Annotated in this window: 22 protein-coding genes and 1 riboswitch; of the genes, 11 read left to right on the forward strand and 11 right to left on the reverse strand. The window is 71.2% G+C overall.

Annotated elements, in window-relative coordinates:
* Nucleotides 1-133: 133 nt before the first annotated feature.
* Nucleotides 134-697, forward strand: coding sequence for a universal stress protein (locus OG595_RS05350; RefSeq protein ID WP_329268334.1), 564 nt, complete (start codon nucleotides 134-136; stop codon nucleotides 695-697).
* A 62-nt stretch (nucleotides 698-759) separates the two neighbouring features.
* Nucleotides 760-1,269 carry a flavodoxin domain-containing protein gene (locus tag OG595_RS05355; protein WP_329268336.1) on the forward strand — a complete coding sequence of 170 codons (510 nt, stop codon included), beginning with the start codon at nucleotides 760-762 and terminating at the stop codon, nucleotides 1,267-1,269.
* 38 nt (nucleotides 1,270-1,307) lie between these two features.
* Here OG595_RS05355 and OG595_RS05360 read toward each other — a convergent pair whose 3' ends face one another.
* From OG595_RS05360 to OG595_RS05380, 5 genes are all read right to left on the reverse strand, one after another.
* The gene (locus OG595_RS05360; RefSeq protein ID WP_329268338.1) at nucleotides 1,308-1,502 is read right to left on the reverse strand and encodes a hypothetical protein; all 195 of its coding nucleotides are present in this window, start codon (nucleotides 1,500-1,502) and stop codon (nucleotides 1,308-1,310) included.
* Between the two features lie 258 nt (nucleotides 1,503-1,760).
* Complete coding sequence (locus tag OG595_RS05365) at nucleotides 1,761-3,197, reverse strand: MBL fold metallo-hydrolase (RefSeq protein ID WP_329268340.1); 1,437 nt, start codon at nucleotides 3,195-3,197, stop codon at nucleotides 1,761-1,763.
* Between the two features lie 823 nt (nucleotides 3,198-4,020).
* Entirely contained in the window at nucleotides 4,021-4,482 is a 462-nt protein-coding gene (locus OG595_RS05370) for an OsmC family protein (RefSeq protein ID WP_329268342.1), read from the reverse strand.
* A gap of 49 nt (nucleotides 4,483-4,531) precedes the next feature.
* Nucleotides 4,532-5,671 carry a site-2 protease family protein gene (locus tag OG595_RS05375; RefSeq protein WP_329268344.1) on the reverse strand — a complete coding sequence of 380 codons (1,140 nt, stop codon included), beginning with the start codon at nucleotides 5,669-5,671 and terminating at the stop codon, nucleotides 4,532-4,534.
* Between the two features lie 895 nt (nucleotides 5,672-6,566).
* On the reverse strand, nucleotides 6,567-6,857 hold the full coding sequence (locus OG595_RS05380) for a hypothetical protein (RefSeq protein ID WP_329268346.1): 291 nt from the start codon (nucleotides 6,855-6,857) through the stop codon (nucleotides 6,567-6,569).
* A gap of 564 nt (nucleotides 6,858-7,421) precedes the next feature.
* On the opposite strand from OG595_RS05380, the gene OG595_RS05385 reads away from it, so the two are divergent.
* From OG595_RS05385 to OG595_RS05410, 6 genes are all read left to right on the forward strand, one after another.
* Nucleotides 7,422-7,841 carry a hypothetical protein gene (locus tag OG595_RS05385; protein ID WP_329268349.1) on the forward strand — a complete coding sequence of 140 codons (420 nt, stop codon included), beginning with the start codon at nucleotides 7,422-7,424 and terminating at the stop codon, nucleotides 7,839-7,841.
* Between the two features lie 180 nt (nucleotides 7,842-8,021).
* On the forward strand, nucleotides 8,022-9,011 hold the full coding sequence (locus tag OG595_RS05390) for a CapA family protein (protein ID WP_329268351.1): 990 nt from the start codon (nucleotides 8,022-8,024) through the stop codon (nucleotides 9,009-9,011).
* A gap of 141 nt (nucleotides 9,012-9,152) precedes the next feature.
* Nucleotides 9,153-10,892 (forward strand): sensor histidine kinase, encoded by a 1,740-nt coding sequence (locus OG595_RS05395; protein WP_329268353.1) that lies wholly within the window; start codon nucleotides 9,153-9,155, stop codon nucleotides 10,890-10,892.
* A 332-nt stretch (nucleotides 10,893-11,224) separates the two neighbouring features.
* A complete protein-coding gene (locus OG595_RS05400; protein WP_329268356.1) occupies nucleotides 11,225-11,644 on the forward strand; it encodes a thioredoxin family protein in 420 nt (139 codons plus the stop codon).
* Nucleotides 11,634-12,521: a 6-phosphofructokinase gene (locus OG595_RS05405; protein ID WP_329268359.1), complete on the forward strand. Its 888-nt coding sequence runs from the start codon at nucleotides 11,634-11,636 to the stop codon at nucleotides 12,519-12,521. The genes OG595_RS05400 and OG595_RS05405 overlap by 11 nt, the downstream gene beginning before the upstream one ends.
* A 16-nt stretch (nucleotides 12,522-12,537) precedes the next feature.
* Nucleotides 12,538-13,590, forward strand: a complete 1,053-nt coding sequence (locus tag OG595_RS05410; RefSeq protein WP_329268361.1) for a class I fructose-bisphosphate aldolase — start codon at nucleotides 12,538-12,540, stop codon at nucleotides 13,588-13,590.
* A gap of 807 nt (nucleotides 13,591-14,397) precedes the next feature.
* Here OG595_RS05410 and OG595_RS05415 read toward each other — a convergent pair.
* Entirely contained in the window at nucleotides 14,398-15,576 is a 1,179-nt protein-coding gene (locus OG595_RS05415; RefSeq protein ID WP_329268363.1) for an MBL fold metallo-hydrolase, read from the reverse strand.
* Nucleotides 15,577-15,759: 183 nt separating this feature from the next.
* On the opposite strand from OG595_RS05415, the gene OG595_RS05420 reads away from it, so the two are divergent.
* Nucleotides 15,760-16,950: a Glu/Leu/Phe/Val dehydrogenase dimerization domain-containing protein gene (locus OG595_RS05420; protein ID WP_329268365.1), complete on the forward strand. Its 1,191-nt coding sequence runs from the start codon at nucleotides 15,760-15,762 to the stop codon at nucleotides 16,948-16,950.
* 117 nt (nucleotides 16,951-17,067) lie between these two features.
* A complete protein-coding gene (locus tag OG595_RS05425; protein ID WP_329268367.1) occupies nucleotides 17,068-17,682 on the forward strand; it encodes a TetR/AcrR family transcriptional regulator in 615 nt (204 codons plus the stop codon).
* A gap of 116 nt (nucleotides 17,683-17,798) precedes the next feature.
* Here the strand turns inward: OG595_RS05425 and OG595_RS05430 are convergent, their stop codons facing one another.
* The 3 genes from OG595_RS05430 to OG595_RS05440 all read right to left on the reverse strand — a co-directional run bounded on the left by OG595_RS05430 (nucleotide 17,799) and on the right by OG595_RS05440 (nucleotide 22,304).
* Nucleotides 17,799-18,584 (reverse strand): SGNH/GDSL hydrolase family protein, encoded by a 786-nt coding sequence (locus OG595_RS05430; protein WP_329282666.1) that lies wholly within the window; start codon nucleotides 18,582-18,584, stop codon nucleotides 17,799-17,801.
* 176 nt (nucleotides 18,585-18,760) lie between these two features.
* Nucleotides 18,761-19,744 (reverse strand): M23 family metallopeptidase, encoded by a 984-nt coding sequence (locus OG595_RS05435; protein WP_329268369.1) that lies wholly within the window; start codon nucleotides 19,742-19,744, stop codon nucleotides 18,761-18,763.
* 3 nt (nucleotides 19,745-19,747) lie between these two features.
* A riboswitch (cyclic di-AMP (ydaO/yuaA leader) is annotated at nucleotides 19,748-19,907 on the reverse strand.
* Between the two features lie 303 nt (nucleotides 19,908-20,210).
* On the reverse strand, nucleotides 20,211-22,304 hold the full coding sequence (locus tag OG595_RS05440) for an alpha-galactosidase (protein ID WP_329282669.1): 2,094 nt from the start codon (nucleotides 22,302-22,304) through the stop codon (nucleotides 20,211-20,213).
* A gap of 170 nt (nucleotides 22,305-22,474) precedes the next feature.
* Between OG595_RS05440 and OG595_RS05445 the strand changes: the two genes are divergently transcribed.
* A complete protein-coding gene (locus OG595_RS05445) occupies nucleotides 22,475-23,272 on the forward strand; it encodes a tyrosine-protein phosphatase (protein WP_329268372.1) in 798 nt (265 codons plus the stop codon).
* Between the two features lie 19 nt (nucleotides 23,273-23,291).
* On the opposite strand, the gene OG595_RS05450 is transcribed toward OG595_RS05445, so the two are convergent.
* Together OG595_RS05450 and OG595_RS05455 are read right to left on the reverse strand one after the other, a co-directional pair.
* Complete coding sequence (locus OG595_RS05450) at nucleotides 23,292-23,414, reverse strand: DUF6126 family protein (RefSeq protein ID WP_164313401.1); 123 nt, start codon at nucleotides 23,412-23,414, stop codon at nucleotides 23,292-23,294.
* Nucleotides 23,411-24,025, reverse strand: coding sequence for a helix-turn-helix domain-containing protein (locus tag OG595_RS05455; protein ID WP_329268377.1), 615 nt, complete (start codon nucleotides 24,023-24,025; stop codon nucleotides 23,411-23,413). Before OG595_RS05455 ends, OG595_RS05450 begins: the two co-directional genes overlap by 4 nt.
* Nucleotides 24,026-24,083: the final 58 nt, after the last annotated feature.

Below are 24,083 nucleotides of genomic sequence, written 5' to 3' on the forward strand. Positions count from 1 at the left end.
CAAGGAACCGTATGTCCCCGCGCGACCGCCGCAGAAGCGGCCCGTTCGGCACCCGCTCAGGGCCACTTGGCCCACGCCTCGGCCACCCGGTCCGGGCCACCGTGGGAGCAGCGGGCCATCCGGGGAGGTTGCCATGACCGAACTCAGCGCCGGCAACGGCATCGTGGTGGGCATCGACGGGTCGGAGGCGTCCAGGGAGGCGCTGCGCTGGGCGACCCGGCAGGCTCACGCTCTGCACACGGATGTCGTCGCCGTGCACGCCTGGGAGCCGACCGGCCCACGGCTCGCCCCCTATGCCCCCGTCTCGGCACGTCCGACGCCCGCCGAGCAGCGGGAGCGGGCCGCACAACTCCTCTCCTCGACGCTCCGCGAGGTCTTCGGGCCACGGATCGACAGTGCCGTACACGCGGTCGTGGTGGAGGGACCACCCGCACGGGTTCTGCTGCAACAGGCGCGCGGCGCACTGCTGTTGGCGCTCGGGCGCTCGCCCCGTGGGTCGTACGACCAGCTCGCGACAGGTCCAGTGGCCCGCGCCTGTCTGCGTCAGGCGACGGTCCCCGTGGTCGCGGTGCCCGCCCCGCAGTGGCCCGCGTCGCCTCCCGCCGGCGTCGGAGCGCTCCCCACGGCCAGAACGGGAGGCGCACAACAGACAGCGGACGTCAGGGAACTCCGCACCAGGAGTGCGGGCACAGGGTGATCGCCGGGCGACCGCTTCCGAAGCCCGCCCGAAGAGGTCGAGGGGAACGTCGAGGTGCCGTCATGGATGTCCTGGTGGGTTACGCGACCGATCACGGTTCGACGCGTGAGATCGCCGAGCGGCTGGCCGTCCGGCTGAGCGAGGCCGGGTTGAGGGCCGAGGCGCGGGCCATGACGACGGTGGACGACGCCGACGCGTACCGGGCGTTCGTCCTGGGCAGCGCCGTGCACGGGCAGACCTGGCTGGATGCGGCCAAGGACTTCCTGCGTGACAACCTCGATGTACTGGGCTCCCGGCCTGTGTGGATCTTCAGTGTCGGTATGCCGGGCGCGCTGCGTGGTCCGTGGAAGCGGCTGGCGCCCAAGGAGATACCGGTGATCGTCGGGAGCCTGCCCGGCGATCTGCCGTTCCGGGACCACCGGTTGTTCTCCGGTGTCATCGCACGAGATCAGCTGCCCCGCACCGGACGCGTCCTGTTCCACCTGGTGGGCGGCCGGTTCGGCGACCACCGCGACTGGGACGCCATCGACGTCTGGGCCGTGGGGATCGCCGACGAGCTGACCACCGGATGACGGCGGGCCTTCGCCCAGCGGCTTCGCCGACGCGGAGCTCAGCAACGGACGGCCATGCCGTGATCCGTCCCCGGCCGGGGCGGCTTCCGCGTCGGCGCCCTGCGTACCCGGCGACGCAGCAGACGGACAGCGAGCGCGTCGAGCACCGCGGTGAGGACGAACATCACCCCCACGGCCGCGACCAGCAGAACGGCGAACAGCTCCCAGATCTGCGGTGTGGGACTCGTACCCAAGGTCGCTCCCTTCGGACTCGCGCCGTTCCCTCTTGCTGCCAGCCGACTCCTTTGCGGGGTGGCGCACATGAGCCTTCCGGGCCGGACTCGGGTCCCAAGGGGCCCTTGTCCGGTCCGGACGACCAGGAAGTCCACCGTGCCGGCGAGAGTGGTGAGTTCGGGATAGCCGTCCTCGTCGACGCGTACGCCGCTGCGCTCCGACCTGCGGACACCGTCCGGTCGGCCGCTTCCCTACCGAGAGACCTGTCGGCCGCGCCGTCAGCGGACGAGCACGTGCTCTCCGGAGCGGGGTACCACGGCGGTCCAGCCCAGGGTTCGGTCGATGCGATCCCGCAGATCCTCGGCCGCGTCCGGTTCGCCGTGCACCAGGTATGTGGTGTGCGGGGCGGGCGCGCCCCGCAGCCAGTCGATGATCTGCGCGGCGTCGGCGTGGGCCGAGAAGTGCGGCACGTCGGCGACCGTGGCACGCACCGGCACGTACTCGCCGAACATCTTCAACGCCGTGGCGCCGTCGACGAGGTCGCGGGCGCGCGTGCCCCGCGCCGCGAAGCCGACCACGACGACGGCGTTGCGCGGGTCGGGCAGCAGGCGTCGCAGGTGGTGCAGGACACGGCCTCCGGTGGCCATGCCGGACGCCGAGACGATGACCGCCGGTCCGGTGGATTCACCGATGTCGATGGACTCCTGGATCGACCGTGCGGCGAGGAACGGCTCGGGGCTCAGCGCGGCGTGGCCCGCGGCGACGACCTCGGGGCGCAGCTCGGAGGCCCGGGTGAGGATGGCTTCGCGGTAGACGTCGAGGGCGGCCAGGGCCATCGGGCTGTCCACGTACACCGGCACGGCTGCCGGAAGGCGACCGGTGCGGCGGAGTTCGGCGAGTTCGTGCAGGACGACCTCGGTGCGGTCGAGAGCGAACGCCGGGATGACCACGGTGCCGCCACGGGCGAGGGTACGGGTCAGCACGTCCGCGAAGTGGACGCGCGCTGCCTCTTCCTCGTGACGCCGGTTGCCGTAGGTCGACTCCATGAGCAGCACGTCCGCCCCGGAGAACGGCTCCGGCGGCCGTAGCAGAGGGTGACCCGGGCGGCCGAGGTCGCCGCTGACGGCGAGGGTGTGACCGTCCTCCAGGGTGAGCCGGGCCCAGGCCGAGCCGAGGATGTGGCCGGCGGGATGCAGGGTGAGCCGGGTGTGCGGGGCGATGTCGATCGGCGTGCAGGTCGGCACCGGGTCGAGAAGCCCCAGGGCGCGGTCGACATCCGAGTCGTCGTACAGCGGCTGGGCGGGCCGGTGCTTGGACCAGCCGTGCTCGTTGGCGTGTCGGGCGGACTCCATCTGCAGCTTGGCACTGTCCCGCAGCACGATCTCCATCAGACGTGCGCTGAACTCCGTGGTCACGATCCGACCCCGGAAGCCGTGGCGCACCAGCCTGGGCAGGTATCCGCAGTGGTCCAGGTGGGCGTGGGTGACCACGACCGCCTCGATGTCGGAGCCGTCGCAGGGCAGACTGCGCCAGTTGCGCCTGCGCAGGTCGGCGAGGCCCTGGAAGAGGCCGCAGTCGACGAGTACGCGCGCGTGGTCGCTCTCGACGAGGAACTTGCTGCCGGTGACCGTGCCCACACCGCCCAGGAAGGTGAGCAGCGCGGGACGGGGGTGGCCTGTCGCCGATTCCACCGGGCGGGATTCGGTTGTGGTCATGACGGCCTCCTCCTCGAAGGGTGCGGCGCGCCTCGGGGCCGTTCGGACCTGGCGGACTCGCCGTCGGAGTGTTGTGGTGCAAGTGCCGGGAAGAGCGCGAGGAGATGAGGAGAAACGGCTGGCGGCGGCCGTGCACCGCGCAACCGGGCTCCGCGACAAGCGGGCAGGGCCCTGCCCGCCCTGTCGTTGGCGCGCCTGGCCCGGCAGGTCCCCGGCTGTCCCGGGTGCCGGCGCTCCCGAGCGACGACGACCCACTCGACAGGCGCGGAGACGGCCACGGTCCCCCTCCTTCCTCGGCGGACGGCTCAAGCCTGCACTCGGATGAGCGCGGCGTGTCAGGGCCGACCGGCCCCGATGCGAGTGCCGAGCGTCCTCGGCATGCCCCACGACCTGCTCCTGTGGAACCGGTCGCACCGAATGCGGGGCACCGGGTGTCCCGAGCCGACGGTCGTACGGTCCCGGCAGGAACGCCGCGGAAGGCGGCACCGGTATCGAGTACGGGCCCGCGATCCGTCGGCGAAGCCGATGCCGCCCCGGCTGCTGCACTCTGCGCTCCGGACGGATCAGCGGCATGCCGTCGGTCGACGCCTCCACCGCCGCCGTACGGGAGCACACCCGGCAGGGCCGCCGCATCGCCGCCGGTGAGCGGTGACGGGCGCGAGAAGCACGGTTGCCGCGCACCGCCGCTGAGCTTCACCGACTGTGCGAGCCCCGTGCCCTGCGCAACGACGTGCGGGCCGCCTCTGCGACCACCGCAGCCGGGACGAGATCGACCGGTGGAATGCCCGGGCCCACAGACCTCGGCGGCACGCGCCCCTCCGCCTCAGTCGACCTCGACCGTGATCTCGGGCGGCATCCGCAGGGTGTTGTGCACGGTGCAGTGGTCGACCACCGCGCGCAGGGCCTCCTGCCGCGCATGGCTCAACCGGACGGGCAGCAGGATCCGCAGGCGGACAGCCGCGACCCGGGCGGGCCGGTCGTCCGCCATGTCGTACTCGGTCCTGACCTGCAGCTGGTCGTAGGGCAGCTGGTGCCGCTGCAGGAACCGGCCCGCGTAGTAGGCGACGCAGGTGGCGAGCGAGACGACGAACAGCTCGACTGGGGTGGGTCCGTCGTCGTCGCCGCCGGCCTCGACGGGCTGGTCGACGGTGAGTTCGTGTCCCCGTACGAAGACCGCGTACGCCTGGTCCGCGACGTGTGTGACCTGGATCTGTCCGGGCGGCTCCGCGATGGTCTGCGCGGGGCGCGGAATCCCCGCGTCGCGGGCTGATGATTTCGTGTTCATCACAGCACTTCCTTCGGGTGCTCTCGGCCGTAGGGCGCGGGCCGTTCTCTCACGAACCCGCTCGGGTGGCCGTGGTCAGCCAGGTCAGGGCGCGACTGACGTCGGCGGGCGTGACGATGCCGACCAACCGTCCGCCGTCGATGATCAGGACTCGGCGGTCCCTGCTCGTCTCCAGACGGGGCAGCAGGTCCACGACCGGCTCGTCCGATGCGGCCGTCGCGACGTCGGCGAGCGGACGCAGAACCTCGCCGATCTTGGTGGTGGCGCGGGCCTGGAGCGGAACCTGGTCGACGAGTGCGACGGTGACCAGTCCGGCGGCCGTGCCGTCCGGGGCCAGGACGGGGAAGGCGGAGTGACGGTAGTGCCCGAAGGGGCCTTCCGCCAGGAAGCGGGAAACGGTCGCCGTAGCGGGGACGGTGGCCAGGTCACGGGTCATCACGCGGCTGACGGGGATATCGTCCAGCACACCGCGCACCTGTGCCTGCCGCTCCTCGGCGGTCGCGGCTGCGATCAGGAACCAGCCGATCAGCGCGGGCCACAGCCCGGACAGGTCGTCGGCGAACAGCACGGCCGCGAAGCCGGTCAGCATCATGAGCCAGCCCAGCATGCGGCCCGCGGCCGAGGCGCCGCGAGTAGCGCGGAGCCGGTCGCCGGTGCGGTGCCAGATGAACGCCCGCAGCAGCCGCCCGCCGTCCAGCGGGGCCGCGGGTACGGCGTTGAACACGGCCAGCACGACGTTGATCGCGGCCAGCCACGCGACCGCCTCGACCACCACCCCCGACACGTGCAGCATGTCCAGCCACAGGGCCAGCCCCGCGAACAGCACGCCGGCCGCCGCGCTGGTGAGCGGCCCCACCGCGGCGATGCGCAGTTCCGCACCCGGCGTGGCGGCTTCACCGCGCAGGCGGGCGACACCGCCGAGCATCCACAAGGTGATGCCGTCGACCTCGACACCGTTGCGCCGGGCGACCACCGCGTGCGCCAGTTCGTGCGCCAGCAGCGAGGCCAGGAACACCACAGCCGTCAGCAGCGCCGGCCCCCAGTACACCCAGCCCGGACGGCCGGGATGAGCCTGGGGGAAGCGGCCGACCGCCAGCATGACGGATACCAGGCCGACGATGACCAGCACACTCCAGTGCAGACCGACGCGGACACCGGCGATCCGCCCCAGAGGCAGTGTCTCCTTCACATGACTCCCCGCCTTCCCAGGTACCGCTCTCCCCCGGACTCATCCGGCGCACCGCACCTGGTCGAACACCCCGACCTCACGGCACAGCCCGCACGTGACACGCCGCGCGAGCTTCCGCTCATGACCCGGCCCCTGGCCGGCCATGCGCTCCGCCAGGCGTCCGACGACGTGGGCGTACCGCACGTGCCCCACGCACCCGCATCGGTCGCACACCTCGGCAGCCGCGGCGTCACCGTTTCCTCGGGTGCGCAGTCGTAGCGGTTCACGACGCGCCTCCCCTCGTCGCGTTCCGTACCTTCATCGTCGGACACGGCGCGGTGACCCGGGGCGGGCCGGTCGGCCCCTTTCCCGGGGACGACCGGCCGTGAATCACCGTGGTCCGACAGGCCGGCGGCAAGGTGTCGTGGCCTGGCAGGAGCAGCCGTGTACCCGCACACGGACAACTGCCCCTACTTCTTCGGCTGTACGACTTCTTCGGGTGTGCGACGAAAACACCTTCCGGTCCCGGTGGTCGCCGTATCCGCCGTCCAGGACAAGGAACTTGAGCTGCTCCAGCCGTGCGTGGTGGTCGTGGTCGACGGAGAGGGCGAACAGACGGTGTTCCTGCGGCTGGAACACCTGACAGTAGTGGGGCGGCGGGTTCGGCGGGGCCCGCCGGCGCGGTGCGGCCGGTCACATGGGCGATGCGGGTGCTGGCCAGCCGCACCGGGCGGCCGACGAGCAGGTCACTGTCGCGGTGGACGTGGACACCTGCCGTCGGCAGCAGACCGCTGCGGTGCACGGCACAGAAGTCCAAGGTCGGCCGCTGCCTGTGCCGAGGGCCGGGCACTGCTCTCCGCAGAGCCCGGCGAACCGCGTGGACAAGGGCGGGCCGCGCACGAACGGTGCGGTCCGGTCAGTCCGGGGTGTCCAGGCACTGCGCGGCCAGTTCCTTCAGCCGGGCCTTCTTCGCGTCCAGCCACCGCTCCTCGGCATACCAGCGATGCCGTGCCCGGTGCCGCCAGCGGGGCGGTTCGCGGCGTCGCCAGTCCGTCAGCGCGATCTGGGTGCAGGCGTCCTCGACCACGAGCATCATCACGTTCGGCAGCCGGAGCGCGGCCTCCACACCCACGGTGCGCTGCGCGCACGGCAGGTCCACAACGGTCATCAGGCGCTTGTGCGACTTGCGCCAGGGAACCGTACTCATGGCGACCACCTCCAGGACGTCCTCCTCGGGACCCTCTCCGTGCACCGTGTCGAGGCACGACCGGGGCGTGCGGTCATCGTGCACACCCCGGCCGACGCGACGACAGGGGCCGGGTGGGTCCTCCGGGCGGCCGAAAGGCCCCTGGGTGACGACGGAGACCACGGCGGAGGCGACGGCGGAGCGGCTGTTCGTCGGACTTGGTGCCGGAAACGAGCATGGCCGCCAGGTCGGGCCGGACCACCGGACGGGTGCGGTGGGTCCGGGTGCCGGAGTCCTGCCAGGTGAGGGCGACCCGGCAACAGCCGGGTCACCCCGCCGGGCGCGGATCGCATCGCGTTCCGCAGGCTGTCGGTAGGGGCGATCCGGCTCGGAGCCGGGACCATCGGTCCCTGCCGCAGGCCCGTGGACGGCGGGACACTCCTTGTCGGCGTTCGCGCTACGACTGTTCCACCTCTTCGGCCGTGCTCAGGGGGCACCATGACGTGGAGCGTTCCTCTTCCCCTCCGCCCGGCGGCGACATTTCTGTCCCGTCGTCGGTGGACGCTGCCGCCGCGTTCACGGACGGTGCGAGCCGCTGCCACCGACCCGGATCCCTCGCCCGTCACGGTCCGCCGCTACGCCGGGTGTCTGCTGATGGAGGTCCGGGAGGAGATCGGCCCGGCCGCCGAACCTCACCTGGGCCGCCTGCTGCACGCCGCCATCCGCCCCGGCGACACCGCCGTCCTGGTCGATCTTCGGCACACCGGCAGCCTGGGCAGCGGCGGCGTCAACGTGCTGGAACTGGCCCGGACCCTGGCCGACCGGCGCGGGATGCCGTTCGGCTTCGTCGACGACGCTCCGTCCGCACCGGCCCTGCCCGGGGAAGCACGACAGCCGACGGCCCGACCCGCCGAAGTGTCCTCGGGAGGGTTCGGCGAGGGCCGACCGCACCCAAACCACGGCCCTTCGGCCCTTCCTCCCTCTCGTCGGCGAGGGCGACCCTGAACAGGGAGGGACAGGACCGACGCTGACGGCGTCGCAGGGTCGAAGGCGCGCACCCGGGCGACGGCCTCGACGACAGTTCGGGGACAGGACGGACGCCGACGACCGTGGCGCCGACCAGGCACACCACATTCCGCTGCCCCAGAGCCTGTAGCGAGGCAGAGTCCGCGGAGGCGAGAACCCATGTCCGTCACCATTGCCCTGGCCGGAGATGCCATGCTGGGCCGGGGTGTCGGCGAGATGCTGGCACACCGGACGCCGCATCCCCTGTTCTCCCCTGCGGTGCACAAGGTCGTCGCGTCCGCGGACCTGTTCCTGCTGAACCTCGAATGCTGCGTCTCCGACCGCGGCACCCGCGTCGACGTGCCGGGCAGGACCTTCTTCTTCCGCGCCCCGCCCCGCGCCGCCGACGTGCTGGCCGACCTCGGCGTGGACGCGGTCTTCCTGGCCAACAACCACACCCTCGACTATGGCCCCACCGCCCTCCTGGACACCCGCGCACACCTGGCCCGGGCGGGTATCCGCTCCGTCGGTGCCGCGGCAACGATCGAGGAGGCCCGCGCTCCGCTGATCCTGCAGTCCGGCGGGCTGCGCATCGGGATCGTCGCCGCCACCGACCATCCCGCCGAGTTCGCCGCAAGCCCCGCCCGGCCCGGCGTGGCCCACGCCGACCTGTGGCACGAGGACGTGCCCGACTGGCTCACCGGGACCATACGCACGCTGGCCCACGCCACGGACGTCGTCCTGGTCAGCATGCACTGGGGCCCCACGATGACCGCCCGCCCCGTTCCCCACGTACTCCATGCCGCACCCGCCCTCACCGACGCCGGAGCCGACCTCGTCGTCGGCCACTCCGCGCACGTCTTCCACGGCTTCACCCGCCATGTCCTGTTCGACCTGGGCGACCTCATCAACGACTACGCCGTCCACCCGGCCCTGCGCAACGACCTGGGCCTGCTCTGGCTGATCACCCTGAACGAGTACGGCCCCCGGCACACCGAGGCGATCCCGATCGCCCTGGACTACTGCCACACCCGCCTCGCCGACCGGTCCGAGTACGCCTGGATCGCCGACCGGCTCACCCGCGCCTGCGCCGAACTGGGCACCCACGTCACCGACGAGGGCGACCGCCTGACCGTCGGCTGGCCCCGCCGGGCCCCACGGGCACGCTGACCGTCCCGGCACCGCGGTCGGCGGCACATCGGCCAGGCATGTCGGGCCCCCGTGACACTATTTTTCACACACGCGTTCGTGCGCTCGCGGAGCCGTTCGGGCATTCTGGAAGGTACAGGGCGCCCTTCCGGAGGTTGCGGGATGACAGACGATCCGCTGGAGCGACGGAGGCGCGGACCGGCAGATCCGCAGCTGCGACTGGACGACGCGCTGGAGGGCCTGCGGGCTCCGGTGACTCTGGCAGGGGCCACGAGGGATCGGGTGCGCACCCTGCTCGACGCGGTGCTCGCGATCGGTTCCCATCTGGATCTGGATGTGGTGCTGCGGCGCATCACCGAGTCCGCCGTGAGCCTGGTGGACGCCGAGTACGGGGCGCTGGGCGTACTGGACGAGGAGCGGCGGATCCGTCGGTTCATCACGGTCGGCATGAACGAGGAGACCGTCCGCGCGATCGGCCACTATCCCGAGGGCCGGGGAATCCTCGGGCTGCTGATCCGCGAGCCCGAGCCGCTTCGGCTGGCCGACCTGGGAGCGCATTCCGAATCGGTGGGGTTCCCCGCCGGTCATCCGCCCATGACCAGCTTCCTCGGGGCCCCGATCCAGGTGCGCGGGCGTGTCTTCGGCAACCTGTATCTGACCAACAAACGCGGCAGAGCGGATTTCGACGCGGACGACGAGGCCGTGCTGCGCACTCTGGCAGTCGCAGCCGGCGTGGCGATCGAGAAGGCCCGGCTGTACGACGACGCGCGCCGCCGCGAGCGGTGGCTGACCGCGAGCAGTGAACTCACCCGCGGTCTGCTGTCGGGCACCGACCCTGACCGGGTGCTGCACCAGATCGCCGCCACCGTCCGCGGGCTGGCCGGGGCGGACCTGGTGACGCTGGCGGTGCCGTTCAACGGCGGCGACGACCTGGTGATCGAGGCCGCCGACGGAGAGGGCGCACCGGAGGTGCTCGGGCTGGTGCTGTCGGCCACCACGCTGGCCGCGAAGGTCTACCGTTCCAACCAGACAGTCACCAGCAACGCGCTGTCCGACGAACCGCAGGCCGGCGGCGGCTCCGCGGGACTGGTCGCGCTCGGCGCCGGGTTCCTCCTCCCGCTGGGCACCCGTGAGCACGTACGCGGGGTCCTGCAGGTCGCCCACCTGCCCGGCGGGCAGGAGTTCCCCGACTCGACCATGGCCATGATCAGCGGGTTCGCCGACCAGGCCGCGCTGGCGCTGGAGATCGCCGAGCACCGGCGCGAGGCCGAGCAACTCCTGGTGCTGACCGACCGCGACCGCATCGCCCGTGACCTGCACGATCTGGCCATCCAACAGCTGTTCGCCTCCGGACTGACGCTGAACTCGGTGGTCGGCCGACTGGCCGACCGGCCCGAGATGGCCGCGCGCCTGCAGCGCGTGGTCGACGACCTCGACGACACCATCAAGACCGTGCGGTCCACGATCTACGCGCTGCGCGAGCGCGACCGCTCCGGCGGGCGCCGCGGGCTGCGTTCCCAGTTGGTGGCCGAGATCGACCAGGCCGTCGACGCGCTCGGGTTCGCGCCCGCCCTGCGCATGACCGGGCTGCTGGACACCGACGTGCCCGCCGAGTATGCCGAGCACCTGCTGGCGGTGCTGCGCGAGGCGCTGTCGAACGCCGCCCGGCACGCCCACGCCACCGCCGTCGAGGTCGGCGCCGCCGTGGACGGCTGCCGGCTGCGACTGCGCGTGGCGGACAACGGGGGCGGCATCGACCCGACCGTCACCCGCCGCAGTGGCCTGGACAACCTCCGTCGGCGCGCCACCGACCTCGGCGGCACCCTCGACCTGGCTCCGAACCGGCCCAGCGGAACCATCCTGGACTGGACCGTTCCCCTCCCCTCCCCAACGCATCGGTGACGTCCCCCACCCCACCACCCGGCCAAGAGAGACGCTCCGGGGCGAACGCCGTAGACACGGCGGGCCCGGGGCGGCGCCGGACCTGTCACCCGCTGTTCAGGACGAAGGGCAGCGAGGTGTCCGTCCCGGCGATCTCGATGAGGCGGTCGTCCTTCGCGACGAGATCGGCGATGAAGGCGTCCTCGTCTCTCGTTCCGGCCCCCTCGGCGATTGCCCCACCGGGTATATGAGACGAGGCCGGACACCATGGCGACCGGTGCGCCGACCAAGGACAACCTCAAGGAGTCCGTCAGCGGTTCGGACAGCACGCCGATCGGCTCCTGGGCAGCCTGGTGCGGACCCTGCCGGATGTTCGGCCCGTCCTGGAGAATGCCGCCGGCCGCCGCCCCGACCTCGTCTTCGGCAAGGTCGACACCGAGGCACAGCCCGAACCCGCCGGGGCCCTGCGGATCTCGTCCCTCCCCACGCTCATGGCGGTCCACGACCGAACCGCCCTCCACCCGCGAGCGGTCGCGCTGCCACCGCAGGTGTGGAGGACCTCATCGGCAGGGATCCGGGCGGTCGGCGTGACGGACGTACGCCGCCGGGCCACGGACTCGGCGGGAGCGGTCCGACGCTCGTGGCAGCCGGGAAGTCCCCACGGGCACCCCGGAACGTATCGACCGGCGGTTGCGCAGGGCGGCCAGCGCCGTGTCCGGATCGGCCGCTCGCCGGCGGTCGTGGGGCAGCTGACCGAATGCCGTGATCCGTAGTGTCGTCCGCAAAGGCGTCCAGGAGTACGCCTTCGACCTCGTCGGACTGAGAGACGGCTGGCCCGGTGCCCTCCGGGGCGATGTCGTGCCGTTGGACATCCCCGGCGTGCGGGGCATCCTCCCGCACGCCGGGACCATTCTCGGCTCGTCCCGCAACAACCCGTTCAAACACGAGGACGGTTTGCGGCGTGTGCGGGACACCCTTGCCACGCACAGCATCGACGCGCTCATCGTGATCGGCGGCGAGGACACCCTCGGCGCGGCCACCGAGCTGAGCCGTCAGGGGATCAAGCTGGTCGGCGTGCCGAAGACCATCGACCGCCTCCACACCACGGCCGAGTCGCACATGCGCGCGCTGGTGGTGGAGGTGACGGGGCGGCACTCCGGATGGATCGCCCTGCACGCCGGCATCGCGGGCGGCGCCAACGTGATCCTCATCCCTGAGCGGCCGTTCGACATGGATGAAGTGTGTGAGCAGGTGGAGAGCAGATCCAAGAGCAACTACGCGCCGATCGTCGTGGCGGCCGAAGGGGTCGTTCCCAGAGCAGGACAAATGGCCCTCCGAGAGCCGAGTGCCTGCGCGGGATGGAGCGGGACGACATCGGCGAGGACCGTCAACCGGGGGCAAGGTCGGCGATCGCCGGGTGGGCATGCGCTCACCCGCGTGGTGCGGCGTTTCCGTGGCCGCAGCCCCCTGCCCGGCTCCACCCCGGGAACGGACCACGGTCCCCGCGTCCGTCCCTATGAGGGCCGTTCGACCTCCCTGCAGGGCCCAATGGGCTCTGCCGAGCGATCACGCCGCGCCGCATGTTGGACAGTGAACCCGAGAGGCGGCCGTGCGAACCTCCGTGGCTCCCGCCTTCGGCGTTCCGGGTGACAGGAGAGGCGGAGCGATGACCGACATCCAAGGTTTGCTGGGCGACGAGGCGAAGGACCTGCTGACCCACACCGCCCAGGGGATTCCCAAGGAAGACCTGATACTGCCGGGTGGTGACTTCGTCGACCGGGTCGTGGCCGCGACCGACCGCCCGGCCCAGGTGCTGCGCAGCCTGCAGTCCCTCTTCGACCACGGCCGTCTGGCCGGCACCGGTTACCTGTCCATCCTGCCGGTCGATCAGGGCATCGAACACTCCGCGGCGTCCGCGTTCGCCGCCAACCCCCGCTACCTCGACCCCCAGCACATCGTCGAACTCGCCGTCGAGGGCGGCTGCAACGCGGTCGCCAGCACGCTCGGGGCACTCGGAGCCGTGTCGCGCCGCTACGCACACAGGATCCCGTTCGTCGTGAAACTCAACCACAACGAACTGCTCACCTACCCCAACCACTACGACCAGATCATGTTCGGCACCGTCCAGCAGTGCTTCGACCTCGGCGCGGCCGGGGTCGGCGCCACCGTCTACTTCGGCTCCGAACAGGCGGACCGCCAACTCCGCGAGGCCAGCGCGGCCTTCGCACGAGCCCACGAACTGGGCATGTTCACCGTGCTCTGGTGCTATCTGCGCAACCCGGCCTTCACGAAGGACGGCACGGACTACTCGGCCTCGGCCGACCTCACCGGCCAGGCCAACCACCTCGGCGTCACCATCGAGGCCGACATCGTCAAACAGAAACAGGCGGAGAACAACGACGGCTACCGCACACTCGGCTTCGGCAGGACCGACCCCCTCCTGTACGACCGGCTCACCACCGACCACCCGATCGACCTCACCCGCTGGCAGGTGGCCAACTGCTACATGGGCCGGGCCGGACTGATCAACAGCGGCGGCGCATCAGTCGGCCACGACGACCTCGCACAAGCGGTCCGGACCGCGGTGATCAACAAGCGGGCCGGCGGCACCGGCCTCATCACCGGCCGCAAAGCCTTCCAACGACCCACCGCAGAAGGCATCGAACTCCTCCACGCCGTCCAGGACGTCTACCTCGACGACAGCATCACCATCGCCTGACGGCGACATGACCGGACGCCCCTGGGACTGCGCTCAGAATTCCGTCTCCCGGCCCTGCCCGTGGGGGGTGGGCACAGCCCGGCGGTGATGGCTCCCATGTGTTGACCGTGGTCGCCGAACGCGACGAGGACTCCGCGTGCGACTCGTTGGGAGGTGCGCGCGTGGACCGTTTCGCGCTGCGGGCCGAGGCCATCGGGTTGCCCGGTTCGCGGATGCCCGTGATGTGTGGGGGCGTACGACTCAGTGGGTACCGCTGCGGCGGCCGACGGCGGGGCGGGGCGAGCGGCCGGGGGATGATGGTGGTCGGACCCGGCACCTACGTCCTGCCGGTCGCCGCGCGCCTGCGGGCGGCGGGACTTCCTGTCCGGGGTCGGCGAGCCCACCTACCCGAGCGACCGGCGCCGTTGGCTCCGAACGGCGCGGGCCCGGACGCGCCCGTCTCCCCCACCGGTCACCGCACCGGCCTGCCTCAGTACGCCGGGCGGGGGATCGCGGTGTTCGGGCGGCCGGCCCGCACTGGAGAGCGCGCCCCTGCTGCACGACGCGGGCGCGGGTGGATGTCCTGATGCGGGGCGGCGGGGATACGCCGGTGCCGCACAGCCCGTCGACGCAGCGGACGCCACCTGCCGTTCGTCTTCACTCGCACGTTCCTGCCGATGCGCACCATGGAGGGTAGCGACGGGTACTCCGGTGCGTGTTCCTGTTCCTGCCCACGCGGCACCCCGACAATGGGTCGAGGTGCCCGCTTCCGCTCAGCTTCCGGCATGGCGGCAAGAACGTCCGCCACACGCCCCGGCTCGTCCAGCGTCAGGCCTCGCCCACAAGATCAAGGTCCTCACGGCTCGCCTTCGCAGCGATCTCCGGAACGGGCCACTCGTGGTCGGGCACGTATCCGACACCCCGCCACCACGGCTCGACAGGCAGCACCCCAGCCGGCTCGAACGGCTGGCCGGGTACGGGGAGAGCAACCGCCTGCCCCACCGCATCAGCCGCAGCCTTCATCCACTCTCCAGGCTCGGCCCACGGATGGAAGGCCAGATTGAAGGTCCCCCAATGGATCGGCAGCAGCACGCCCGCGGGCTCGCCCTGCTGCAGGTCGAGGTGCGATCGAACCCCCTGGACAGGGTTCATGTGAATGTCCGGCCAGAAATCGCTGTATGCCCCGATCTGGATCATCGTGGCGTCGAACGGGCCGTGGTCGGCGCCGATGTCCCGGAAGCCCTCGAAGTACCCCGTGTCGCCACTGTGGTAGACGCGGTGCTCCGCACCGGCGACGACCCAGGAGGCCCACAGGGTGTGCTGGGTGTTGCGCAGGCCACGGCCGCAGAAGTGGCGGGCCGGGGTGGCGGTCAGGGTCAGGCCGCCGACCTTCGTCGACTCGTGCCAGTCCAGCTCGCGCAGCCGGTCGGCCGGGACACCCCAGCGCTCCAGGTGGGCGCCGACACCGAGCGGAACCGCGAACAGCGTGTCCGTGCCGGCCAGCGCCTTGATCGTGGGCATGTCCAGGTGGTCGTAGTGGTCGTGCGAGATGACGACGACGTCGACCGGGCCGAGCGCGGCCAGCGGCAGGGGCACCGGATGCAGCCGCTTGGGCCCGGCGAAGGCGAACGGCGAACAGCGCTCGCCCCAGACGGGGTCGAAGAGCACGCGCTGTCCGTCGATCTCGGTGAGCACGCTGGAGTGGCCCATCCAGGTCAGCCGGAGACCGCTGACCGGGGGCTTCGCGAGGTCGGCGAGCGTCGTGGCGTGCACCGGCACCGTCCCGGCCGGGGCGCGGCGGACCCGGTCCTCCTTGCGCAGGGAGGACTTGGCGAACCCGAGCAGGGCGCCGTCGGGCCGTGGCGTCCCCGGCGGGTTCTGGAATACACCGTCCGCGAAGTGCGGCGATCGGCGGATCCGCGCCAGGCGCTCCCCACTCGGGTCCGCACCGAAGGCCGCGGGCCGCAGCGCGCGCAGCCCTGAGTTCGGAGAGGGGAATCCGGTCACGGTACCTCCAGGTGGAGTCGGTCAGGCATTCCATTATGGTCGCCCCCTCCGACAGTCCGGAGTCGTGCGTGTGTCGGCCGGGTCATTCCAAGGAAAGACCAAAGTTCCGGATGCACGCGGAGTGTGCGGGACCGATGGCGCACGGCGACACGCAACTGAACCACGAGTCAGTATATTGCCCCCATGGCAACCACCCAGGGCGCTCCCCTGCTCTCCCTCACCTGGACCGATCACGTCACCGGCCGCCAGGGCTTCCTCGTCGTGGACAGGCTGGTACGGGGCGTTTCCAGCGGCGGGCTGCGGATGCGCGCGGGCTGCACCCTGGACGAGGTCGCCGGACTGGCCCGGGGCATGACCATGAAGGAGGCGCTCCACTACAACCCGGAGGGCCGCTACATCCCGCTGGGCGGCGCCAAGGGCGGTGTCGACTGCGACCCCCGGGACCCGGACGCGTACGGCATGCTGGTGCGCTACCTGCGCGCGATGCGGCCGTACGTCGAGAGCGTCTGGACCACGGGCGAGGACCTGGGCCTCACCCAGGACCTGGTCGACCGGGCGGCATCCGAAGTCGGGCTGGAATCGTCGATCCAGGCCGTCTACCCGCTGCTGGACGACGAGATCGCGGCCCGCGCGCGGCTCGCGGACGCCTTCACGGTCGAGGTGGACGGCATCGGGCTCGACGAGCTGGTCGGCGGCTGCGGGGTCGCGGAGTCCGTGCTCACGGCGCTCGACCGGGCCGCGGTGCCGTACGCCGGCACCCGATTCGCCGTACAGGGGCTCGGCACCATGGGCGGGGCCACGGCACGCTTCCTCACGCACGCGGGGCTCACGTTGGTGGCGGTCGCCGACATCAAGGGGACGATCGCCAACCCGGCGGGGCTCGACGTCGAGGCGCTGCTCGCGGCCCGGGACACGTACGGCACCGTGGACCGCGGGGTGCTGCGCCCCGACGACCGCGAACTGCCGGGCGAGGCCTGGCTGTCCACGGAGGCGGAGGTGCTGGTGCCGGCGGCGGTCTCGTACGCCGTCGACACCGGGAACCAGGCGGGGATCACCGCAGGTTGGGTCGTCGAGGCCGCCAACATGCCCGTGCTGCCGGAGGCCGAGGAGCTGCTGGCCGCGCGCGGCGTCGTCGTACTGCCGGACGTGGTCGTCAACTCCGGGACGAACGCCTGGTGGTGGTGGACGCTGTTCGGGGACATCGGCGCGGAGGCGGAGGAGGCGTTCGCGCACACCAGGCGCTCGATGCGTGCCCTGGTCGACCAGGTGCTCGCTCGCGCGGAGGCCGACGGGACGACTCCGCGTGCGGCGGCGCACGCGATCGTCGAGAACCGCCTCCCGGTGATCGCGGAGCGGTTCGGGTGGTACCGGTGACGGTGTCCGGCCACGGGTGCGGGGTCCGTCCCGGCGGACCGGCCGTATTGGCGCGGATTCACAGGGATTGACGGGGCTGCCCCGCCATCGTGTCCTGTGACGGATTAGTGTGGCCGCGTGGCAAGGGTGCGGTTGAGCGTGGCCGAGCGGCGCGAGGAGTTGTTGCGGGCCGCCATCGAGCAGATCGAGGCACGGGGTGTGGCGGCGGTCAGGATCGCCGACGTGGCCGCCGTCCTCGGGGTGAGCAACGCGCTGGTGCTCTACCACTTCTCGACCAAGGAGAAACTGGTCGCCGCCGCGTTCCGGTACGCGGCCGAGGCCGACCTCACTCACCTGGGCAAGCTTCTCGGGCGCCGTTCCCCGGCGCTGCGCCGACTGCGGTCCGCCGTCCGCTGGTACGCGCCGACCGGTCAGGCCAAGGGCTGGCGCCTCTGGATCGAGGGGTGGGCGGTGTCCCTGCGCGACCCCGGGCTGCGGGAGGTCGCCGGGGACCTGGACCGGCGCTGGAAGGCCGCGATCACCGAGGTCATCGCGGAGGGGGTGGCCGCGGGCGAGTTCGAGTGCCCCGACCCCGGGGGTACGGCGCTGCGGCTCACGGCGCTGCTGGACGGACTGGCCGTCCAGATGACGGCGTACGACGGGGTGTCGCGGGCGCGGGCCGAACAGTGGGTGGACGCTGCGCTGGCCGCGGAACTGGGGCTGGAGCAGGCCGCGTTGACATCGGGCAGGTGAGCTGGCGCGGGCGTTACCGGGGCTGCCGCGTCGGCCTGGACGGCCTCGCCCTCAAGCGCCGGACGGGCTGAAGTCGCCCACCCGGCGCTGAGACGTGATCGGACCCCATGCCCGACTCACGCGACCCAGTCGATCCGGCTCTTGATGTCGACCGGCGACAGGCTCCCCTTGGCCGTCACGTGGTCGCCCGACGACTCGCCGCGCAGGCGCCGGCCGATCCACGGGACCAGGTACTCGCGGGCCCAGTTGACGTCGTCGCGGCGGATCTCGAAGGTGCCCCGCGGCGGCAGCTCGGGCCAGGGCTGGTCCGGGTCGGCCGGGATCTCCAGGCCGAGGACCTGTCCCGCGCGCAGCGCCACGCGCGTGTGACCCTCGGGCGACAGATGCAGCCGGTCGCCGTCCCAGGCCCGGCGGTCCTGGATGGTCTTCAGGGACCACAGGTCGAGCACGGGACAGCCGTACCGGTCGGCGATGGCCCGCAGATGTCCGTTGTACGTGGCGATCTTGCCGCGCATGTGCTTCAGCACCGGGACGTTGCGGGTGTCGAACCCGGTCGTCACCATGACCGTGCCGACCGCCGAGGTGAGGCCGATCACCGCTCGCTCGAAGCGCTCGGCGACCTCGTCCGGGTCGCTGCCGGGCCGGATGATGTCGTTGCCGCCCGCGCAGAAGGAGACCAGGTCCGGCGCCTGCTCCCTGGCCTGCGGAAGCTGCTCGGCCACGATCTGGTCGAGCAGCCTCCCGCGTACCGCGAGGTTCGTGTAGTCGAAGTCGCCCTCCGGGCGCCGGTCCGCGAGCAGTACCGCGAACCGGTCGGCCCAGCCGACGAACGCCCCGTCGGGGCCGGGGTCGCCAACGCCCTCGGTGAAGCTGTCCCCCACCGCCACGTACGACCCGATCACCGCTCTGCTGTCATTCTTCGAATCGTCTGCCACATCGGCCCATGATTCACCTTCCGATGTGAGCTACGCGACCGTAGGAAGGGGTTGACTCGCGGTGAGATAAGCCACTCGTCAAGTGTTGGTCAACCCGGAATAACGGGACGACGCGACTCGTGGCCCACCTCATCGTGCGCGTGTCAGCCGACGGCGACGCCCTTCGAGCGGAGATACGCGACCGGGTCCACGTCGGAGCCGTAGTCCGGGGTGGTGCGGATCTCGAAGTGCAGGTGCGGCCCGGTCACGTTGCCGGTGGCACCGGAGAGGCCGATCTGCTGCCCCTCCGTCACGCTCTGGCCCGCCGAGACGGAGAGCTGGGAGAGGTGGGCGTACTGGGCGTAGTAGCCGTCGGCGAGCTGGATGACGACCTGGTTGCCGTACGCGCCGCCCCAGCCGGCGGAGACGACGGTGCCGGCGCCGACGGCCTTGAGCGAGGTACCGGTCGGGACGACGAAGTCGACGCCCGTGTGGTAGCCGCTGGACCACATGCTGCCCGCGACGTGGTAGGCGGTGCCGATGGTGGCACCGGCCACCGGAAGCGTGAAGCCGCCCGAACTGCCGGTGTCGGCAACCTCGGTCGTCGTCGAGGTCTGGGCCGTCGCGCTCTCGGCGGCCGGCTTGGAACTCTCCGTCCGCGTGGACTTCGAGGAGGACGAGGACTTGGCGGAGGACGAGGAAGGCGAGGAGGCCGACGCGGCCTTCTTGCCGATCGTCAGCTTCAGACCGGGGTGGATCAGACCCGGATCGGCGCCGATGGCGGTGCGGTTGTCCGAGTAGAGCTTCTGCCAGCCACCGCTGACGCTCTGCTCCTGGGCGATCTTCGAGAGGTAGTCGCCGGCCTGGACCGCGTAGGTCCTGACACTCGACTTCTCGGCGGCGGAAGGCGCCGACGCCGCGGACTTCTCGGTTTTGGCCGTCTTGGCGGAGACGTTTTCGGCCGTTACGGACTTGGCGGTCTCCGAAAGCGTCGACACGGACTGCGTCGCGGACTCGGCCGTGGCCGCATGGGCTCCGGTGGCTCCCAGCAACGGCAGAGCGAGTGCCGCTCCGCCGGTTCCGGCGACGGCTATCGAGCGGGTGAATCGCTGGGACTTCGGACGGCGGTGCTTACCCTTCGCGGGCATGGCGAATTCCTTCTCCGTCGCCTGCGAGGTGAGCTGTCGGGTGCGGACTGGAGATGTCCGGCCACGCCTGAACGTGACTTAACCCCAAGCCTGTTCCAGAGACCGGAACAGGCGTTCTACCTGTGGGTCCCCCGCTCCTGCCGTTCTCGGGTGTTCGATGCGGGCTCCGGGCGGCGGCAGGATTGGGCGTCCGTCCGGATTGGTGGCGAACGTAAGCGACCAGGACGCACCGGAACAAGCCTCAAGTTCCCTGTGTACGGATTTCCTGTGATCCTCCCCAGAATTCCCGGTCACTGTCCGTGAATTCCGGATCTCTCAATCCCTGGAACTCCCTTGAAGCACACCGAAATTACGTGAACATGACGGCGACTCAGGGTCACGGATATGACCCTGCTCACGCACTGGATTCACAGCAACCCTCATTTCCTTGCGAGTTGGAATGAAGGCGCCATAACGGACAGAAGAATCAGATCCGACGAAGTCGGAAAACCGCCGCTTCGAGGTCACCCTTCAGCCCGGTCCGCAGGCCACGATGCAGGAGCACGGCCCCACGGTGGATTTCACCCGTTTCACGGCATTCATAGGTCGCCGCCGGGTCGAGGCCGCGCAACCGCAGCGCCGGGACCGGTTCCCCGTAGTGCTGCGCCTGGAGCCAGGCGAGGACGACGGTCTCGTCCCCGAGCACGTACTGCACCGCGCTCAGCCCGCCGGTGGGGCGCCGCAGCCGGTAGAGGTCGCCGCGCTGCACGACGGGCCGGATCTCCTTGTAGAGCCCCACCCACTCCCCCGCCTCGGCCAGCTCCTCCTCCGTCCACTTCGTGAGGTCGCCGCCGACACCGAGCACTCCGGCCATCGCGCTCACGAACCGGAACCGCAACGAGCTCACCCGGCCGTTGAGCTGGGTGTTCGGGCTGTCCGTGACCCAGGCCGCCATGACCCGCGCCGGATGGATCTGACTGAAGCCCTCCTGGATGGCGAGCCGGTCCAGCGGGTCGGTGTTGTCGGAGGTCCACACCTGGTCCGTACGAGCGAGGACACCGAGGTCGATCCGGCCTCCGCCGCCCGAGCAGGACTCGAAGGCGACGTTCGGATGGGCCTCCCGCAACCGGTCCAGCAGGGCGTACAGCCCGTGCACGTGGTCGACCCAGAGACGCTGCGGGTAGTCCTCACCGGGCCAGCCGGCGTCGGTGAAGCAGCGGTTGAAGTCCCACTTCACATAGTCGATCGGGGCGCTGGAGAGCATCCCGTCGAGCTGCTCCCAGAGGTACTCGCGGACATCGTCGCGCGCGAGGTTCAGTACGAGCTGGTTGCGGAACTCCGTCCGCTTCCGTCCCGGCTGGAACTGCACCCAGTCGGGGTGCGCGCGGTACAGGTCACTGTCCGGATTGACCATCTCGGGCTCGACCCAGATGCCGAACTGCATCCCCAGGGCGTGCACGTACTCGGCGAGCGGCTTCAGGCCCGCCGGGAAGCGGTCCGGGTTGGGCGTCCAGTCGCCGAGCCCGGCCCGGTCGCTGGTACGGGCCCCGAACCAGCCGTCGTCCACGACGAACAGTTCGACGCCGATCGCGGCGGCCCGCCGGGCCAGCGTCCCCTGCTGCTCCTCGGAGATGTCGAACTCCGTGGCCTCCCAGGAGTTGTAGAGCACGGGCCGGTCCCGGTCCGCGTCCGGGACGACGAACGCGCGCTGGTACGCGTGCCATGCCCGGCTCGCCCCGCCGTGCCCCAGGTCGGTCCACAGCCCCGCGAAGACGGGCGTGGTGAAGGACTCGCCCGCCGCAAGGCGCAGCAGGCCCGAGTCGTCGTATCCGGCGCCGCCGGTGACCTGCACGCGCGCGTCGGGCAGTTGGGCGACGGCGATCCGCCAGGAGCCCGACCAGCCGAGCGCGCACGCGTACACCTCGCCGCGCTCCTCGGTCGCGTCGGTGTCGAGCGCCACCCAGGGCAGGTGCTGGTGCCCGGTGTGACCGCGCCGGCTGCCGATGACCTTCTCACCGTAGGTGAGGTCCGTTCTCACGAGCCGGGACTCGGCGGCCCAGCGTCCGTGCAGCTGGGAGAGACGCCAGCCGTCGCGTTCGGGGAGCGTCCAGGTGGCGGAGTCCGCGCGGAGCAGCTCCAGCGGGCCGGTTCCGGCGGGCCCGTCATGGGTGAGGGTCACCCAGCGCTCCACGACGTCGTGGCGCATCCGGTAGTGGAGCGTGATCACCAGCCCCGCGTCACGGAACCTCAGCCGCAGCTCGTCACCCCCGGCGCCGCCCTCGGTCTCGTACGCCTCGAAGCGCCACTCGGTGCCCCGGCGCTCGTCGGTCCGCACGGACAGCGCGGGCCTGACGAAACGGGGGCCGCCCTCCACCGGGTACTCCTCGTGGCCGTCGAGCGGCGCCTCGAAGGGCCAGTAGTCGGGCAGCGGACGGACGGCGAGCGCCTCCGCGTCGGCGAGTGCGATCCGGGGACCCCAGTGCAGGTGCAGCAGTTCGTCGTCCTCGGTGAGATGGACGCCGTAACTGCTGGTGGGCCCCGAGAGGAGCCATGTACGACCGGTTCCGGCAATTTCCAGCATCATGTCCCCACAGATCCGAACAGGCACGCCCAAGCATCAACATCATCAGCGCCACGGGCCGGGACGGCAACGCCTGTGGAAAACTCATTGGCCTGCCCACCCATGTCGTATCGTCGAAGCGCGCCCGTCGACGAGCAGCGTCCGCGGGGCGGTGTGGGAGGGGAACCCTCGTGACGCAGCAGGTCCCGTCGACCGAACCCGAGCTGGGCGGTGTACGAAACTTTCGTGACGTGGGCGGACTGCCGACGGTGGACGGGCGACGCGTGGCGTACGGACGGCTGTTCCGCAGCGGCCATCTCGCCCACGCGACCGACCAGGACGCGGCCTTCCTCGGCTCCCTCGGGCTGCACACGATCTTCGACTTCCGCAACGCGGCGGACATCGGCCTGGAGGGGCCGGACATCGAGCTGCCGGGCGTGCGCAACGTGAACATCCCGCTGTCCGACCCGGCTCACGGCGCGGAGTTCTGGAAGATGGTCCGGGACGGCGATCTCGACGAGCTGCGCAGCCTGCTGGCGGACGGCAAGGCCGAGCAGCGGATGATCAGCTCCTATCGCGAGATCGTCAGGGACCGCACGGCCGAGCACTCCCGGATGATCCACGCGCTGGCGGAGGACAGCGTCCCGGCCCTGATGCACTGCGCGGCCGGCAAGGACCGCGCGGGTCTGTCCATCGCGGTGACACTGCTCGCCGTCGGGGTGGAGCGCGACGCGATCGTGGCGGACTACATGGAGTCGAACGCGGAGCACCGCCGTTACAAGGTGCGTCGCAGCGGCTCCGCGGCCAAGGCCTACAGCTCCGAGGTCCTGGAACTGCTCAACCCGCTCTTCGGCACCCGTCCCGAGTATCTGATGGCGGCCGTGGAGACCGCCGAGGAGACCTGGGGCAGCGTCGACAGCTATCTGGAACAGGGACTGGGCGTCACGCCCGAGCTGCGGGAGCGGCTGCGCGAGCGGTTCCTCGACTGACCCGGCCGGCCTGGAAGCGCTACTGCTTCGCGCCCACCTCGAAAAGCAGGTAGATGAAGCCGGCGAAGAGGTGTCCGACCGCGATGTAGATGATCAGGCGGACCCACAGGGCTCGCGGGAACTTGTCCTCCATGTCGGTCATGGCGTCACTCCGGTGGTCGGGCCGATACAGAGACCGGCGGTGGGGCTCTGCAGCAGGGTGTGGACGAAGAGCAGGTCGGTGCCGTCGCGGCCGTCGGCGGCGAGGCGGTGCGGGGTCAGCGAGTCGAAGTGCGCGCTGTCGCCGGGCGCGAGGACGTGCGCGGTGTCGCCCAGGCTCAGCCGCAGCCGCCCCTTGAGGACGTACAGCCACTCCTCGCCGGGGTGGACGCGCACGATGTCGCCCTGCGCGCCGTGCGGCACATGGACGCGCAGGGCCTGCATTCCGCGTCCGGGCGCGCCGGCCTGCCAGTAGGACCAGCCGCCCGCGGCCGTCGGTTCCATGTCGGTGGCGCGCACGATGGCGTCCCGGTCGGCGACGGTCTCACCGAGCAGTTCGGAGACCGTCGTACCGTAGATACGGGCGAGCCCGAGCAGCATCGGCAGGGAGGGCTGGCGCTGCCCGGTCTCCAGGCGGGAGAGGTGGGCGGGCGACAGCCCGGCGGACCGGGCCGCGGCCTCCAGCGTGAGGGAGGCACGGCGGCGCAGCGCCCGAAGCTGCGGTGCGACGACGGCCTGGTCCTCGACCGGCACGGGCTCTTCGGGAAGGCTCATGCCTCCATTCAGCCGCAGCTTTGCCTCCGGGGCAAATCTCTTGCCTCAGAGGCAAAAC

This window comes from Streptomyces sp. NBC_01451, from assembly GCF_036227485.1.
GTDB lineage: Bacteria > Actinomycetota > Actinomycetes > Streptomycetales > Streptomycetaceae > Streptomyces.

Bases quoted from the DNA above. Each gene is read 5' to 3' on its own strand.
- OG595_RS05350 (WP_329268334.1), top strand. From the start codon at position 134: ATGACCGAACTCAGCGCCGGCAACGGCATCGTGGTGGGCATCGACGGG.
- OG595_RS05455 (WP_329268377.1), bottom strand. From the start codon at position 24,025: ATGAGCCTTCCCGAAGAGCCCGTGCCGGTCGAGGACCAGGCCGTCGTC.
- OG595_RS05370 (WP_329268342.1), bottom strand. From the start codon at position 4,482: ATGAACACGAAATCATCAGCCCGCGACGCGGGGATTCCGCGCCCCGCG.
- OG595_RS05450 (WP_164313401.1), bottom strand. From the start codon at position 23,414: ATGACCGACATGGAGGACAAGTTCCCGCGAGCCCTGTGGGTCCGCCTG.
- OG595_RS05435 (WP_329268369.1), bottom strand. From the start codon at position 19,744: ATGCCCGCGAAGGGTAAGCACCGCCGTCCGAAGTCCCAGCGATTCACC.
- OG595_RS05420 (WP_329268365.1), top strand. From the start codon at position 15,760: ATGGCAACCACCCAGGGCGCTCCCCTGCTCTCCCTCACCTGGACCGAT.
- OG595_RS05365 (WP_329268340.1), bottom strand. From the start codon at position 3,197: ATGACCACAACCGAATCCCGCCCGGTGGAATCGGCGACAGGCCACCCC.
- OG595_RS05380 (WP_329268346.1), bottom strand. From the start codon at position 6,857: ATGAGTACGGTTCCCTGGCGCAAGTCGCACAAGCGCCTGATGACCGTT.
- OG595_RS05390 (WP_329268351.1), top strand. From the start codon at position 8,022: ATGTCCGTCACCATTGCCCTGGCCGGAGATGCCATGCTGGGCCGGGGT.
- OG595_RS05395 (WP_329268353.1), top strand. From the start codon at position 9,153: ATGACAGACGATCCGCTGGAGCGACGGAGGCGCGGACCGGCAGATCCG.
- OG595_RS05440 (WP_329282669.1), bottom strand. From the start codon at position 22,304: ATGCTGGAAATTGCCGGAACCGGTCGTACATGGCTCCTCTCGGGGCCC.
- OG595_RS05410 (WP_329268361.1), top strand. From the start codon at position 12,538: ATGACCGACATCCAAGGTTTGCTGGGCGACGAGGCGAAGGACCTGCTG.
- OG595_RS05355 (WP_329268336.1), top strand. From the start codon at position 760: ATGGATGTCCTGGTGGGTTACGCGACCGATCACGGTTCGACGCGTGAG.